Genomic DNA, 15,483 nt, shown 5'->3' with positions numbered 1-15,483 from the left:
CCTTATAGACATGGGGCACGACCACAACCACTCCCACGGAGTCACGGCAACCGGCAAGCATCGGAAGCGGCTCATCGCCGTCCTGGCCATCACCTTAGGGGTGGTGGGCATCCAGGTGGTTGGCGCCGTCGTATCCGGATCCCTGGCGCTGCTGGCCGATGCCGGCCACATGCTCTCCGACGCCGCAGGCGTCTTCATCGCCCTCATGGCCGCCTGGATAGCCACTCGGCCCGCAAGCGATCAGCGGACGTATGGATACCAGCGGGCCGAGGTGCTGGCCGCTTTGGCCAACGCCCTGATCCTCATTGTCATCGCTGTGGTGATCATGATTGAGGCCATCCGCAGATTTGGGGAATCCCCGGAAATCCATACTGACGTGATGTTGTGGGCCGCCATTCTGGGTGCTGTGGCCAACCTCGTCTCGCTCTTGATCCTTCAAGGAGCCCAGAAGGAAAGCCTCAACGTCCGCGGGGCATACCTTGAGGTCCTCGGCGATCTCCTGGGTTCCATCGCGGTGATCATTGCGGCAATCGTCATCATGACCACCGGGTTCAGCGCCGCCGACCCCATTGCGTCAGTGGTGATCGCTTTGATGATCATCCCCCGCGCGTGGCACCTGCTTCGCGACGTGGTGGACGTCCTCCTCGAGGCGACCCCGAAGGGCGTGGACGTGAACATGATCCGCGAGCACATCCTGGCGGTGGACGGCGTGGTGGAAGCCCACGACATCCATATCTGGACCATCACGTCCGGCGTTCCCGTGTTCTCGGCCCATGTTGTGGTGGAGGACGAGGTCCTCAACGCCAGCGGGGCCGACAGCATCCTGGATCAGCTCGGATCCTGCCTGGGCCGGCATTTCGACACCGAGCACTGCACTTTCCAACTGGAGCCCGTGAGCCACTCGGAGCACGAATCACACCAGCACGCCTAGGTCATTCCTCCCCCAACATTCTCTGTACTGACCGTCCCTGCCGCGCCATCCACGGTGACCCGTTGGCCGGTGATGATGCGCGAGGTGGCATCCGGAACCCCCACTACGGCGGGGATGCCGTATTCGCGTGCAACCACTGCGCCGTGTGAGTTGGGGCCGCCCATCTCCATAACCAATCCGCCGGCCGTCAGGAACAACGGCGTCCAGCCGGGGTCGGTTGAGGGTGCCACCAGGATCTCACCGGGTTCAAGGTGCGCACCAACGGGGTCCATGATGACGCGCGCAGGTGCTGTCACCTGACCGGACGACGCCGGACTGCCGGACAAAGTGCCCGGGCGCTGTTGTCCGTTGCCCCCCGGGGTGGCTTCCGGCTCGGTTCCATCTGACAACAGCACTCGGGGGATGTGCCTGCGCCGGAGTTCCTGCTCATAGCTTGCACGACGCTCCGCGACCACCCCGCGCAGGTCATCTCCAGCCAGGGCTGTCTCAGCTTCGTCGAGATCCAGGAAGAAGATGTCCTCCGCTTGCGCGATCCGCCCGGACGCCGCGAGTTGGCTGCCGACCAGCACCAGTTGCTCCCTTGCAGCAGCCAAGCCCAGAACGAGGTTGTACTTGGGCAACTCGCGCAGTCCCGCGAACCTCCGTGTGCGGTCCAGGGCGGTGCGCACGACCACCGCGTGTGCCGGGCTTTTCGCCCTTGCGCGGGCCACGAAGCGCGCAACCTGGTCATCCGCTTCACGCGCAGCCTTTTCGAACTGCTGGTCCGGAGAATCCGCACCGGCCCCGAGCCTCAAATAGTTGGCTACGACCCCAAGGATGTGGGTTGGCTCGTCCGACCAGCGGGGCATGCCGAGGTCGATCTCCGCGACGGCCCGGTGCCCGAACGCGCCGAGGAACGATTCCACTCCGGACTGGGCGACCGGCGGAAGGTTGCCGTCCCGATACTGTTGCACGAGCTCGGCTGCCGGCTTGCCCGCCATGGAGGCGACGGCGTCGGGGTCTTCCCGAATCTGCGAGGCAAGCTGCCACAGCGCCAGATCCATCTCCGTGGTGACGTTGTTGGGCAGCCCGCGGATCACTGTTTGGAGTTCGTCGTAAGAAGCCTGTTCGCCCAGAATCCGCCTGACCAGCGCCAACATCGCAAAACCCAAAGCCGGAAGAGGCAGCACCTGCGGGACTGTGGCAAAGACTTCCTCTCCAAGGATTCGCTGGACATGACCGAGCCGCTGGTGTGCCGTTGATTCAGACGGAACGGCAAAGGTGCTGTGCAGTTCGGAGGAGAGCCTCCCAACCCGCTTCATTGCCGAATCAGGGCGGAAAAGACCCCGGAACAGTGATTCCGGAACCCGGTACTTGGCTGCCACCGGGGCTACGTGCCGAAACAGCTTGAGGGGTGTCCTGGTGGTCACAGTGAAACGGGGGTCATCGAAGAGACCCCGCATCAGGGCAGCTGAGCGCGCCTCCATGACATCGAAAACGCGAGGCACAATGGTCCGCCCGATGCGGCTCCGCAGCACGGCGGTGAGGTCGAAGAAGATACGCTGCCCGGCCTCGTAGTACGGCGATGGTCCGGACCTGGGATCCGGCACATCGAACGCCGCAGTCCTGGCAACGCATGAGGCTATGAGGCGAATGCCAGCCAACCCCATGGGCGTCAACGGCCTGGTGAGCCCCTGTGCGAGGCTGAAGTTCAGGAAGGCGTGCTCGCCGGGGGCCGACGGAGTGCGCGTAGTGAGCGGATACAGGGTGGTGATGGGACGAGCCTGGGTGAGCCATAATTTTCCCGCGTCGTCGATGGCCCACTCCGTATCCTGTGGAGCGCCGTAATGGTCCTGGACCTTGCGGCCCAACCTCGCGAGCGCAAGGATCCGGGAATCGCTGAGGCATGGCTGCGGGCTCGGATCGCGGGGCTGTTGCCGGGAAGCTTCAGGGGATCGCTCAATTCGTTCCGTCCCACCGCCGGGAGTGGAGCGGATCTCCACCAGCCTGTCCCCCACAGTCTTTTTCACGATGACGCCACGGCGGACGTCCACCACATACTGATCCGGATTCACGGCGCCCGACACCACGGCCTCCCCCAAGCCCGGGCTGGCGTCAATCACTGTCTCATAGCGGTTACCCGTGACTGGGTTGGCGGTGAACATGACCCCAGCCGTCGCTGAATCCACCATCTCCTGCACCACCACAGCGAGGGCAACCGACGCGTGATCGATCCCGTTGATGGTCCGGTAGGTCACCGCACGGTCCGTCCAGAGAGATGCCCAGCAACGGCTCACGGCATCCTGGACGGAATCCACACCCACCACATTCAGGTAGGTGTCCTGTTGACCGGCGAAACTGGCGAAGGCCAGGTCCTCCGCGGTCGCTGATGACCTGACGGCGACCGGGACGTTCTCCCCCAACTGCTCGTAGGCGGACCGCAGCGCTTGGGCCACTTCGGCCGGGATGCCCGCGTCAAGGACCAGGGACCGCGCCTGGGCGGCGAGGCCGTTCAACTGGTCCAGGTCCGAGGCGTCCGCTTCCACCAACGAGGATAGGACCATCTGCAGCCCGCCGCCCGAAAGGGCGTGCCGGTAGGCATCAGTCGTCAGGCAGAAGCCGGGTGGAACCGGAAGTCCGGCGCTGGCCAACTCACCCAGGTTGGCAGCCTTGCCACCCACGTCAGGAAGCATGGGTGCGCGAACGTCGGCGATGTCCAGAATGAACAGCCCCGCGGGCGCACCAAACCTCTTGCCGGAATCGTGTGGCTGTTCCCGAGGCTGCTGGCTGTCCATGGACGGTGAACGGCCGCGGCTTATGCTGCGCCGAGCATTGGCCCAAACTTGGGACGATCGGCCAGTCTCGGGTCCTCGCGGTCCGGGACAACCAGCACGGGACCCTTGGCATGGTGCAGGACGCCATCGGAGGTGGATCCCAGGAGCATGCCCGCAAATCCGCCGCGGCCACGTGTTCCCAGAACCACCAGTTCGGCGCTGCGGCTGGTTTCCACCAGCACGTCCACCGGTGAGCCGTCCCGAAGATCGGTCTCAATGGTCAATTGGGGAAAGTGGCTCCTGAGCCAGGAAACACCGGCGTCAAGCTGGACCCTGATATCGGCAAACAGTGCGTCACGGTCCAAGGGAGCCGGCACCCACGCCAAAGACCCGCTGTACTGCGGTACAGCGCAAATCACGCGGAGCCTGGCTCCCATGCGCTGGGCTTCCTCGGCCGCTTCAAGCACCGCCACGCGGGCTTGCTCGGAGCCGTCCACACCAACGGCAACCACGTTTTCCACGGTACGGGGACCGGCTTTGGCGTGCTCGGCCTTGATGTGCTTGTCCTCGGTGTTTTCGCCAAGACGGTCGGCGCAGTACAGCGGGACTGTCACGGTGGGGCATTTTGCGTGGGCAGGCAGGGCGCTGCTGACCGATCCCAAAAGGCGTCCCACGAAACCTCCGCGGCCCCGGCTTCCGAAGACAAGGAGCGCGGCGTCTGCCGAGAGGTCAAGCAGGACACCGGCTGCGTCGCCGTTCTCGACGGAAGCATCAACGTCGATGGCATAACCGGAGACCTTGTCCATGGCCTGCTTCACGATGGCGTCGGCGCCCTCGCGGATCACGGAATCATCCACTGTCGCGTAGCCGCCGTCGAGGCCTGATGCGGCAAAAATGGGGACGGAGTAGGCCGTCACGATGTGCAAGGGCAACTGACGGCGTTCGGCTTCCCGCGCCGCCCACACCAACGCACATTGACCATGCTCGGAACCGTCGACTCCAACGACGATGCCACCGGGTGCCACTGCCTGGTCCTGGCCGTCCTGTGGCTCTTCACTGTGCCTGCTGTGCTGGTCCATTGGGGCCCGCCTCTCCACCTGCTGCTTGATGTTCCGGCCATTCTGCCAGAGGTTTTCCGGGTCGGATTCCCTCATGGCGTCATTGTCAATGGTCGAGGCAGAAGAAACTCGGAAATTCCTCCTCCCAATGCCCACTATTCTCGGTCGGCAACGCCGAATCAAGGCGGCTTGGGGCTATGTGTATAACGGTCCGGGCAAGGTTGCCGCGGGCCCTGTTTGCGCCGCGGATGAACAACGCAAACACGCGGAGGCGGGAGGCTATCCATGGCAGAAAAAGTTCGGTAGTGTTCGAGTCACTGAATGGCCGGCGACCGTGTTTCACAACACACTCCGGCCCTTCAGTTGCGGCCGCTTGGGGAACTCGGACGCGACCCCATGCGATGCCGAAAGGCACACACGTCAAGGAGGAACCAAGCAGTGTCACCCACGCCTGATTCCGCCACGGAACGCACCACCACCGTGGTCATCGGAGCCGGCCTGTCCGGTTTGGCAGTTGCCAGTGAGCTCAGCCGCTACGGCGTGGGCTCCATAGTGGTGGATGGCTTCGGTGCATTGTCCGGAACCGGCCCGTCGGTCCACACCGGCATGCTTCAACGGTGCGATGCCGGCGATCCTGCAGCAATGCAGGAACGCAACGAGATCCTCCGCCACTTACGGAACTACGCCGCAAGCCATCAGTTGGACGTCCGCAACACCACCCGCGCGGTCCGCCTTGATTTCCTGGGCTCGGACCCCTCCCAGCACATCGGCTATGGACTGGCCGCCAGCATGACGACAGCCGGGCTCAGGACCGGGCTCCACGCCTCCGGGCCCCTGGAATCCACCCGCCGCCAGTGGGCCGTCCACACCGCCAACGGCGTTCTCCTTGCCGACCACATTGTGGTCACGCGCTGCGCTCAGAGCCAGTTGCGCCGAATGCTCGCGGAACTCGGTATCGCGATAGGCCAGAACCTGGTGGCCGCAATGAGGGCCGTCGGGATGCACCTTGTAGGAGTAGGTGAGCTCATTACGCCCACACCTAAAGAAGTGCTGCGGCAGGCAAAGGCCGTGGGCCAAGCGATCTCGTCCAAGGTTGCGCTGCCCGCAGGGCCGGACATCGCCACCGCTTAGCAGAATTTAACGTCAAAGGCCGGCGCCTCCGAAGACAGTGTCTTCGGAGGCGCCGGCCTTTGAACTGTTGCGTGAGGCTTATGCGCCAGCGCGTACGTAGGTCAGGGGACCCGTTGCGGTCAACCAGCTGATCGGGTGGATGCCCGTCTGGTTGCCGTTGATGCCGCCGCTGATCGCCTGGCCGTTGCCGATGTAGATGGCTACGTGGCCGGACTGGACGATCATGTCACCGGGCTGGGGGTCGCTGACAACCTTGCCGTAGTTCATGAACTGCATGGGGCCGAGGTCGCCAACGGGGATGCCGGCGGAACCGAGGGCCCGCTCCACCATGGCGGTGCAGTCCTGCATGATGCCGATCTGGGCGTAGGCCGAGGCAACCATGGCAGCGTTGACGCCACCGACGGCCGGGGCAGCAGCAGCGGGGGCTGCAGGAGCGGCGGCCGGAGCGGCAGCAGCTGCCTTGGCAACCGGAGCCGTTGCAGCAGCAGTGGTGACAGCTGCCTTCTTGGCTACGGGGGCCGGAGCAACCGGTGCAGGCTTTTCGATGACCGGAGCTGCTACGGAAGCAACAGCAGGGCGCTCGAAGTTCACGGTAGCCGTAGCCAGAGCGGTAACAACCTGGGTGGGAGCCTCGGAGGCGGTCTCGGCGACCGTGGCCGGGCTGGAGTCCCGCTGAACCGGAGCTTCGGCTGCGTGGGCAGCGATGGAGCCGGTCAGGACGAGTCCCGAGGCTGCTGCGATAACAGCTGCCTGGCGGCCAGCGCCGGAAGCGTTGCTGGCGACTGCCTTGGAGATGGAGATGAACGGATTAGGACGTACGCTGTCCGCCTTACGACGGCCGCGAAGAATGCGTGAAGACATGAAAGAGCCTCTCCCGATGCCTGCGAGGTTAGCTGTCGGATTCGGATGGGAGTCACCCGGTCACTATCTCCCGCTGTTCAGCGGAAGCTTCGTGACTTCACCCCAAGGCACGCTCGAAAGCGACCTAAAATGGGTTCCCCGTCTCTGCCGTAAGGTTTGTCTGCGAACGGATTCCGGACTGCGGCAGAGCTAGGCAATCAGGCCGGAAGTGCCCGCTACGTGGAACAGGCACAGGTACAACCGTACGCGATGATCTCGCGGAAGTCACATTTAAGTAACGAGAAGCAGGCTTTTGGCGTGTCGCGGTAACCGTTTCGAGATCTTCGCAGCTACGTAGAAAACCGCGTTATTCCGCGGAAGTATCGCCATCTGAGTCGTTGGAAGCAAGCTTCTTGCGGGCTGTCACGGCCAGGAAAATAACGAGACCGACAGCAACAACAGCCAGTCCCACGATGCTCCACGGGAAGGGCTGGGAGGCGTCCGCCGCAGGCTCGCTGACAGCGGTTCCCGGCGCTGCGGTCCCCGCCGTCGGCACGGCTGCTGTCGGTACTGCTCCTGACGACGCAGAACCCGACGGTGAGGCGACTGCTGTGCTGCCCGTCGCCGTCGTGCTTCCTGCGGCCGCCGTAAAGGTAAAGGTGCCTTCGATGGGGTGCGAATCGCTGCTGACCACGCGCCAAACCACCGTGTACTCGCCGGCCGGGGCGCCTTCGCGCAACTTCTGGACGGCCTGGTTGTCGATGATTTCCACGGGACCATCGGCCCAGTTTTCGCCGCCCGCCGTGACGGTTACGCCGGATCCGATGGCGAGCGGCCGGTTGTTGAACGTAATGGATACCGACGCCGGCACTTCAGGGACGCTGGCGCCGTTGGCCGGCGTCGTGGACTCGGCGACGTCGTGGGCGGACGCCGGAGCCGCAGAAAACAGCAAGGCGGCCGCGAAGGCAAGAGCAGCGACGACGGCGGCCAGAAGTGGGCGGATGGTACGCATGGGGCGGTTTCTCCTAGTGTTGGCTTCCTTACAGACTAGGCGAATGGTCCGGAACGCCCGTACCGGACCGCATAGGATTTGAGAGCACACTCCCCTCGATCCCCGGAGTCCTCCATGCTTAAACAAGGTTCTGCAGTCGACCGCTACTTCAAAATCACTGAACGTGGATCCACGTACTCGCGGGAAATTCGTGGCGGCTTCGCGACGTTCTTTGCCATGAGCTACATCGTGGTGCTGAACCCTTTGATCCTCTCCGGTCCGGATTCGAGTGGAGCCTCCCTCGGCTTCACGGCCGTCGCTGCCACCACCGCGTTCGTGGCGGGCATCCTCACCATCCTCATGGGCGCGTGGGCCAAGCACCCCTTCGCTGTGGCAACAGGACTGGGCGTCAACGCCTTCGTGGCCGTCACCGTTGCGTCCCACCCGGAGCTGACCTGGCCGGACATGATGGGGCTCGTGGTGCTGTCCGGCGTCACCATGCTCATCCTGGTGCTGACCGGTTTCCGTACTGCCGTGTTCAAGGCCGTTCCGGAAGCCCTGAAGACCGCGATCGTGGTGGGCATCGGCCTCTTCATTGCACTGATCGGCCTGGTCAACGCAGGATTCGTGCGCCGCATCCCCGATGCTGCCGGCACCACCGTTCCCCTTGGCTTGGGCGTGGACGGCAAGCTCATGGGCTGGCCGACACTCGTCTTCGCAGTGGGCCTCATCCTGACCATCGCCCTGGTGGTCCGTAAGGTCCGCGGCGCCATCCTGATTGGTATCGTCGTGTCCACGGCGCTGGCAGCCATCCTTGAATTCACGCTCCACATCGGCCCCAGCTTCGACGGCAAGAACGTCAACCCGCGCGGCTGGTCGCTCGTGGCTCCCACGCTCTCCGAGTGGGGCGCCCCGGACCTGTCCCTCATCGGCAAGGCCAACCCGTTCGGCGCGTTCCAGCACCTCGGTTTCATCGCTGCAGCGCTGTTGGCATTTGTGATCCTCCTCAGCATCTTCTTCGACGCCATGGGCACCATGGTGGGACTGGCCAACGAAGCCGGAACCGTAGACAAGGACGGCAACATCCCCAATGTTGACCGGGTCCTGCAGGTCGATGCCCTCGGCGCGATCGTGGGTGGCGGCGCGTCCGTTTCCTCCAACCAGATCTTTGTTGAGTCCGGCGCGGGCATCGGCGAAGGGGCCCGTACCGGCCTCGCCTCGATCGTCACCGGCGCGCTCTTCCTGGTGGCCATGTTCTTCACGCCACTGATCAACCTTGTCCCGTTCGAAGCTGTTGCCCCGGCGCTGGTTGTCGTGGGCTTCATGATGGTCTCCCAGGTGGGCAAGATCGACTGGCAGGACTGGGGCGTTGGCATCCCGGCGTTCCTGACCATCTCCCTCATGCCTTTCACGTACTCCATCGCCAACGGCCTGGGTGCGGGCTTCATCTCCTACGTCCTGATCCGCACGTTCCAGGGCCGTGCCCGCGAAGTCCACCCGCTGATGTGGGCTGTGGCCGCTGCGTTCCTGCTGTTCTTCGGCATCGGAACTGTGGAGGAGTTGTTGGGCGTCAAGTAGCCCAGTCCACAATCCCAGACACGCCCCGCTTTGAACTGCTGGTTTCAGCAGCTCGGGTGGGGTGTGCTTTAAGAATGGAAACAAGCCTCCTCAGCGTAGATGTCAGCCCCACCCCGTGGACCGGCCGTTTTGACGGCGACGGTGCCGAACATCGCCGCTGGTGGCAGGCTGTATCACCCCTGCCTGAGCCGGCGCCCACAGCAGCCTCGCGTCCCGCCGTCGTGCTGGGATTCTGCAGCGACGCCGGCGTCCTTCGCAACAAGGGCCGCGCGGGTGCTGCCGCGGCTCCGGCCGCCATCCGAACGGCGCTGGGTCCGCTGGCGTTCCATCTGGACCGTGACGTCTTCGACGCCGGGGATGTGGTGGTGGAGGACGACCTGCTGGAAGCGGGCCAGGAGCGCGCCGGGCGCGCCATTTCGGGACTGCTCGACGCCGGGAACCTCACCGTGGTGCTGGGTGGCGGCCACGAAACCGCGTTCGCCAGCTATCTCGGCGTTGCAGGCTCCGAGGCGGTCACGGGCGGCAAGCGGCTGGGTGTGCTGAACCTGGACGCCCACTTTGACCTGCGCGATGAGCCGGTTCCGAGCTCGGGCACGCCGTTCCTGCAGATGGCCCACGCGGAGGCGGCCGCGGGTCGCGCACTGAAGTACGCCGTCGTCGGAATTTCAGAGCCCAACAACACGCGCACGCTTTTTGACACCGCCAATCGGTGGGGCGTGAAGTACCTCCTTGATGAGCAGTGCTCCCCGGAGGCCGTGGAGGTCTTCGTTGCGGAGTTCCTCGCGGACGTCGACGTCCTTTACCTGACGATCGACCTTGACGTAATGCCCGCATCGGTGGCTCCCGGGGTCAGCGCACCCGCTGCGTATGGCGTGCCGCTGCCGGTGATCAGCGCGATCTGCCGCCAGGTCGCCGCGAGCGGGAAGCTGCTTCACCTGGACGTCGCCGAACTGAACCCTGAGTTCGACATCGACTCCCGGACCGCGAAAGTTGCGGCACGGCTGGTGAACACGCTGCTGGCATAGATCCCCCCCTCTTTTCCAACCGCCTCCCTCCGCTTAGCCTGTGGGGAGGGAAGGACGGCGATGCGCGCAAATCCTGTGCAGGACAAGTGGGCCTGGGCAGTAGGCCCAGTGGCAGTTGGCCTGGGCCTGGCCGCCCACATGGTCGCCGGTGGCAGCGCTCCGGCCATACCTGTTCTCCTGGCGTTCGCTGCGCTGGGCGCGCTGGCCGCCCAGCTCATTGGCCGTTGGGTGCACGGGCCGTTGCTGTTGCTGCTCTTTTCCGCGCTGGCCCAGCAACTGCTTCACTTCGGCTTCGTCACTTTGGGCGGATTCTTTCCGGGCAATGGCGTGCTGGATCACCTGCACGGCGGCCAGGTCTTGGGAGACGTGCCCGCCGGGACCACATCCAGTGCCGGCGACATCCATCTCCTCCTGTACACCCACATGGCAGCAGCGATCCTTACCCTCCTGATCGCGGCAGCTTTAGGCCGCCTTATCCAGGCTGGCCGGACCCTGTCATGGGCGGCAACCAAAAGCAACACCACGTAGCCCTGCGCAAGGTTCCGTAGCCCTGGGAAAGCCTGGGCAATGAACTTTGCTCCGACCACATCCAGGCGCCTAGGGTCGTTTGCACGTGGTGTACCCGAGAGGCCAGGGAGCTGCCTGCAAAGCAGCGCACGCGGGTTCGAATCCCGCCACCACGTCTCAGGGGCTCGAAGACTGGAGCCCCGCCCACCGCAGCAGCCTGGCCACCCGCCAAAGAGACGCAGGTCACTAGCGTGCCAGTCATCTTACATATCTTCTGCTGCCACCACCTATGATTGATGGGTCGCCCTCGCATGCGGCACGTAATAGGAGGCCCCCCAATGACCCCTGCAATGACTGCAGAACGCGAAATTCGCCTGTCCTTTTCAAAGGCAGACGAGATCCACGACGGACTCGACCGCGCCGTGGATGCCCTGATCGAAAACGCAGCAGCCGACGCTGCCTGCGGAATTCTGGTGACGCGCCACGAGCCCGGCACCTACACCGTGGCCCTGGACGAATCCGTTCCCTTCGGTCAGACCCACGAAGTCCTCGCCGCCTGATACCCCCAACGTATCTACGGCAGCGACGCCAAAAACCGGGGCCCGTTCCCTTCCGCTACTACTACCCGCGGAAAGGGAACGAGCCCCGGTTTCTGTTTAACGCTTACCTCCAGGAACTGACGCCTACGCGCGGCGGAGAGTCACGCCGTCGGACTTCATGAACAGTTCCTTGCCCTCTTCGGTGACGCCCGGCCCCGAATGCTCAAGCCACACCACGTTCCCGCTGCTGGAAATTTCCTCGACCCGGCCGGTGGCGATCACATGGGCGTACTTCACCACTTCCACGGTCTCGCCAACGTTCAGCGTCTTCCAGTCGTAAACCGTCGCCGAGTGGGCGTTTCGCCTGGACAGGACTGCTCCGCGTGCCTTCATTGAACTTCTACCCCTTTGTGGATGTTCTCTGTTGTGTGTTGAGTTGTGTGAACGGTTGACCGTCAAGCCCACGACACCGTTGTCGTGGACGTGACGTACACCATAAGTTCTACTACATTTGCCACGCCCCGGAGATTGCGTTGCGAACAAAGTCCGGGGCGTGACAAATCTGCCCATCAAATGAGCGTTTTATTCGACGTCAGGCCAAAATCCCGACGGCGGATTCGGCGGCCGCGCGGACCGCGCCGGAGCCAACCAAACGGTCAGCCGCTTCCAGTTCGGGGGACAGGAACCGATCGGTGCCTGGGCCCTGGACCACTTCGCGAAGTACCTCGAGCACGGCCGCACCGGCCGGACCCGGGGTGAGCTCGCCGTCGGACATCTGCGTGCGCATGTCGATGGCACGGGCGCTGGTGACAAGCTCGACGGCGAGCACCCGGCGGAGGTTCTCCACGGCCTTGCGCAGCTTCCGGGCGGCGTGCCAGCCCATGGACACGTGGTCTTCCTGCATGGCGGAACTCGGGATGGAGTCCACCGACGCCGGAACAGCAAGGCGCTTGTTGTCCGAAACCAGGCCGGCCTGCGTGTACTGGGCGATCATCAGGCCGGAGTCAACGCCCGGATCTCCAGCGAGGAAGGCCGGAAGTCCGTGTGAGCGGGCCGGGTCCAGCATGCGGTCCGTACGACGCTCGGCGATGGAACTGAGGTCCGCCACGGCGATGGCCAGGAAGTCCAGGACATAGGCCACGGGGGCGCCGTGGAAGTTGCCGTTGGACGTGACGCGGCCATCCGGGAGGACCACCGGGTTATCGATCGCAGCTGCGAGCTCGCGGGAAGCGACCAGCGCGGCGTGGTCCACGGTGTCGCGGACGGCGCCGGCAACCTGCGGGGCGCAACGCAGCGAGTAAGCGTCCTGCACCTTGGTGTCGTTGATCCGGTGGGATGCGACGATGGGCGAGTTGGACAGTACGCGCAGCATGTTGTCGGCGCTGGCGGCCTGGCCCGGGTGCGGACGCAGTGCTGCGTGGAGCTCGGGCAGGAACACCTGGTCGGTGCCCAGCAGCGCCTCGACGCTGAGCGCGGCGGTGACATCCGCCGTCGCAAGCAACAAACGGATGTCGGCGATGGCCATCAGCAACATGCCGAGCATGCCTTCGGTGCCGTTGACGAGCGCCAGGCCCTCCTTCTCCGCCAGCGTGACCGGCTCGATGCCGTGCTGGGTGAGGAGTTCAGCCACTGTCTGCTTGCCGGGAACGCCGTAGAGTTCGCCGTCGGGACCGGTCGCTTCACCTTCGCCCATGAGGACCAGGGCGCAGTGCGACAACGGGGCGAGGTCGCCGGAACAGCCGAGTGAACCGAACTCGCGGACCAGCGGGGTGATGCCCGCGTTGAGGACGTCCACCATGGTCTGCAGGACCACCGGACGGACACCCGTGCGGCCGGAGGCCAGGGTCTTGGCGCGGAGGAACATGATCCCGCGGACCACTTCGCGTTCAACGGCCGGGCCCATGCCCGCCGCGTGGCTGCGGATCAGCGACTTCTGCAGCTGCGTGCGGAGGTCGTTGGGGATGTGGCGGTTGGCCAGCGCACCGAAGCCCGTGGAGATGCCGTAGGCAGGGACGTCACTGGTGGCGAGGTTGTCGATGTGCGCACGAACCTTGGCAACGTTGTCCAGGGCATCCTGGGAAATGGTCACCTTGGCATCGTGGCGGGCGACGGCGACGACGTCTTCCGGGGTCACGCCACTGGAACCGAGGGTGACGGTGAGTTGCTCGTTGGAGGTAATAGTCATGTTCTTACTTCTCGTTCATGGGGATGCGGACGCCGCGTTCGTTGGCGACGTCGACGGCGCGGTCGTAACCGGCGTCGACGTGGCGGATGACGCCCATGCCGGGGTCGTTGGTCAGGAGTCGTTCGAGCTTCTCCGCGGCAAGGTCGGTGCCATCAGCGACGGAGACCTGCCCGGCGTGGAGGGACCGGCCGATGCCGACGCCGCCACCGTGGTGGATCGATACCCACGTGGCACCGGAGGAGGTGTTGAGCATGGCGTTGAGCAGCGGCCAGTCAGCAATCGCGTCGGAACCGTCAGCCATGGATTCAGTCTCGCGGTAAGGCGATGCCACCGAGCCCGAGTCCAGGTGGTCACGGCCAATCACGATCGGAGCCTTGACCTTGCCTTCTTTCACGAGCTGGTTGAAGAGCAGGCCGGCCTTGGCCCGTTCGCCGTAACCGAGCCAGCAAATACGGGCCGGCAGGCCTTCGAATTCCACGCGGTCCGCTGCAGCGTCCAGCCACTTGTGCAGGTGGGTGTTCTCCGGGAAGAGCTCCTTGATGGCCTTGTCCGTCACGGCGATGTCCTCGGGGTCACCTGACAGGGCAACCCAGCGGAACGGGCCCAGCCCCTCGCAGAACAAGGGACGAATGTATGCCGGGACGAAGCCCGGGAACTCGAACGCCCGGTCATAGCCGCCCTTGCGGGCCTCGTCACGGATGGAGTTGCCGTAATCGAAGACTTCGGCGCCGGCGTCCTGGAATTCCACCATGGCCTGTACGTGCCGAGCCATGGATGCCTGCGCCTTCTTGGTGAAACCTTCCGGGTCGGCTTCAGCTTCAGTGTGCCACTCATCGACGTTGATGCCCTCGGGAAGGTAGGACAGCGGATCGTGCGCGGACGTCTGGTCCGTGACCACATCAATGGTCAGCTCTCCGGCCTTGTGGCGGCGCAACAGTTCCGGGAACACCTCGGCGGCGTTGCCCACGTAGCCGACGGACCAGCCACGGCGCTCTTCCTTGGCCTTGTTGACCTTGGCGATCGCGGTGTCCAGGTCCGCTTCGACCTCGTCCAGGTAGCGCTTGCCGGCGCGGCGGCGCAGCCGGGTTTCGTCGACGTCGACAATCAGGCACGCGCCGTCGTTCAGGGTGACAGCCAGCGGCTGGGCGCCGCCCATGCCGCCACAACCGCCGGTCAACGTCAGGGTGCCCGCCAGCGGACCTTCGGTGGAACCGGCTGCCGCCGGTGCCGGGTGACGGCCCGTGTTCTGCCTGGCGGCGGCGAGCTTATTTCCGACGGCGGCGAACGTTTCGTACGTGCCCTGCAGGATGCCCTGGGTACCAATGTAGATCCAGGAACCGGCCGTCATCTGGCCGTACATCATCAGGCCCTCGGCTTCGAGGCGGCGGAACTCAGGCCACGTTGCCCAGTCGCCCACAAGGTTGGAGTTGGCCAGAAGTACGCGCGGCGCCCACTCGTTGGTCCGGAATACACCTACCGGCTTGCCGGACTGGACCAGGAGCGTCTCGTCCTTTTCCATGCTTTCCAAGGTCCGGGTGATCGCATCGAAAGCGCCCAAGAGCGGACGGCGCGGCCCGTGCCGCCATACACCACCAGGTCATCGGGGCGCTCGGCAACCTCGGGGTCCAGGTTGTTCATCAGCATGCGCAACGGCGCTTCGGTCTGCCACGACTTGGCAGTAAGTTCAGTACCTCGAGCGGCCTTGACCGGACGGGCACCAGTGGTGAAATCGGCGGGTGCCATGGTGACTCCTTCGTCTTGGGAAAGTGTGTGGTGGAAAGATCTTCTGCTTCTACTAAAGCCCCTTTACACAGCGGCCGGAATGGCTTTTCGAGTGGTGCTGTCCGGTATTTCAGACATGTGCACTTGCTTTCTCCGGGGCTCCCGCGAGGATGGAAGGGAGCCCGCAAGCCCTCGCATTTGCGCGGCAACGAGAGCATGCTGG

General features: G+C 64.5%; 12 protein-coding genes, 1 tRNA gene, 1 pseudogene and 1 riboswitch. Of the genes and pseudogenes, 7 read left to right on the top strand and 7 right to left on the bottom strand.

Annotation, left to right across the window (positions count from 1 at the left end; translation table 11 throughout):
* The first annotated feature begins 10 nt into the window (after positions 1-10).
* Complete coding sequence (locus QF015_RS15295) at positions 11-931, top strand: cation diffusion facilitator family transporter (protein ID WP_310203315.1); 921 nt, start codon at positions 11-13, stop codon at positions 929-931.
* On the opposite strand, the gene QF015_RS15290 is transcribed toward QF015_RS15295, so the two are convergent.
* Together QF015_RS15290 and QF015_RS15285 are read right to left on the bottom strand one after the other, a co-directional pair.
* Positions 928-3,705, bottom strand: coding sequence for a PEP/pyruvate-binding domain-containing protein (locus tag QF015_RS15290; RefSeq protein WP_429390028.1), 2,778 nt, complete (start codon positions 3,703-3,705; stop codon positions 928-930). The two genes, QF015_RS15295 and QF015_RS15290, sit on opposite strands and share 4 nt — an antisense overlap.
* 20 nt (positions 3,706-3,725) lie before the next feature.
* Positions 3,726-4,763 carry a universal stress protein gene (locus QF015_RS15285; RefSeq protein ID WP_310204057.1) on the bottom strand — a complete coding sequence of 346 codons (1,038 nt, stop codon included), beginning with the start codon at positions 4,761-4,763 and terminating at the stop codon, positions 3,726-3,728.
* A 417-nt stretch (positions 4,764-5,180) separates the two neighbouring features.
* Between QF015_RS15285 and QF015_RS15280 the strand changes: the two genes are divergently transcribed.
* Positions 5,181-5,873 carry an NAD(P)-binding protein gene (locus tag QF015_RS15280; protein ID WP_310203316.1) on the top strand — a complete coding sequence of 231 codons (693 nt, stop codon included), beginning with the start codon at positions 5,181-5,183 and terminating at the stop codon, positions 5,871-5,873.
* A gap of 78 nt (positions 5,874-5,951) precedes the next feature.
* Here QF015_RS15280 and QF015_RS15275 read toward each other — a convergent pair whose 3' ends face one another.
* Both QF015_RS15275 and QF015_RS15270 read right to left on the bottom strand, forming a co-directional pair.
* A complete protein-coding gene (locus tag QF015_RS15275; RefSeq protein ID WP_429390026.1) occupies positions 5,952-6,734 on the bottom strand; it encodes an NlpC/P60 family protein in 783 nt (260 codons plus the stop codon).
* A gap of 3 nt (positions 6,735-6,737) precedes the next feature.
* A riboswitch (cyclic di-AMP (ydaO/yuaA leader) is annotated at positions 6,738-6,906 on the bottom strand.
* A gap of 174 nt (positions 6,907-7,080) precedes the next feature.
* On the bottom strand, positions 7,081-7,725 hold the full coding sequence (locus tag QF015_RS15270; protein ID WP_310203319.1) for a copper resistance CopC family protein: 645 nt from the start codon (positions 7,723-7,725) through the stop codon (positions 7,081-7,083).
* 114 nt (positions 7,726-7,839) lie between these two features.
* Between QF015_RS15270 and QF015_RS15265 the strand changes: the two genes are divergently transcribed.
* The 5 genes from QF015_RS15265 to QF015_RS15245 all read left to right on the top strand — a co-directional run bounded on the left by QF015_RS15265 (position 7,840) and on the right by QF015_RS15245 (position 11,374).
* A complete protein-coding gene (locus tag QF015_RS15265; protein ID WP_310203321.1) occupies positions 7,840-9,282 on the top strand; it encodes an NCS2 family permease in 1,443 nt (480 codons plus the stop codon).
* A 74-nt stretch (positions 9,283-9,356) separates the two neighbouring features.
* The gene (hutG, locus tag QF015_RS15260; RefSeq protein ID WP_429390023.1) at positions 9,357-10,307 is read left to right on the top strand and encodes a formimidoylglutamase; all 951 of its coding nucleotides are present in this window, start codon (positions 9,357-9,359) and stop codon (positions 10,305-10,307) included.
* 60 nt (positions 10,308-10,367) lie between these two features.
* Positions 10,368-10,835 carry a hypothetical protein gene (locus QF015_RS15255; protein WP_429390021.1) on the top strand — a complete coding sequence of 156 codons (468 nt, stop codon included), beginning with the start codon at positions 10,368-10,370 and terminating at the stop codon, positions 10,833-10,835.
* Between the two features lie 84 nt (positions 10,836-10,919).
* A tRNA-Cys gene (locus QF015_RS15250) sits at positions 10,920-10,990 on the top strand.
* Positions 10,991-11,152: 162 nt separating this feature from the next.
* Positions 11,153-11,374 (top strand): hypothetical protein, encoded by a 222-nt coding sequence (locus QF015_RS15245; RefSeq protein WP_090823628.1) that lies wholly within the window; start codon positions 11,153-11,155, stop codon positions 11,372-11,374.
* A gap of 123 nt (positions 11,375-11,497) precedes the next feature.
* Here the strand turns inward: QF015_RS15245 and QF015_RS15240 are convergent, their stop codons facing one another.
* The 3 genes and pseudogenes from QF015_RS15240 to QF015_RS15230 all read right to left on the bottom strand — a co-directional run bounded on the left by QF015_RS15240 (position 11,498) and on the right by QF015_RS15230 (position 15,281).
* The gene (locus tag QF015_RS15240) at positions 11,498-11,746 is read right to left on the bottom strand and encodes a hypothetical protein (RefSeq protein WP_310203326.1); all 249 of its coding nucleotides are present in this window, start codon (positions 11,744-11,746) and stop codon (positions 11,498-11,500) included.
* 199 nt (positions 11,747-11,945) lie between these two features.
* Positions 11,946-13,538, bottom strand: a complete 1,593-nt coding sequence (hutH, locus tag QF015_RS15235) for a histidine ammonia-lyase (RefSeq protein WP_429390018.1) — start codon at positions 13,536-13,538, stop codon at positions 11,946-11,948.
* A gap of 4 nt (positions 13,539-13,542) precedes the next feature.
* Positions 13,543-15,281: pseudogene (locus QF015_RS15230) on the bottom strand (urocanate hydratase).
* Between the last annotated feature and the right edge of the window lie 202 nt (positions 15,282-15,483).

Origin of the sequence: Paenarthrobacter sp. TE4293 (assembly GCF_050435325.1) — a bacterium.
In the GTDB taxonomy this organism is placed as follows: Bacteria; Actinomycetota; Actinomycetes; order Actinomycetales; family Micrococcaceae; genus Arthrobacter; species Arthrobacter nitroguajacolicus_C.
This window is presented reverse-complemented; position numbering and strand designations above follow the sequence as displayed.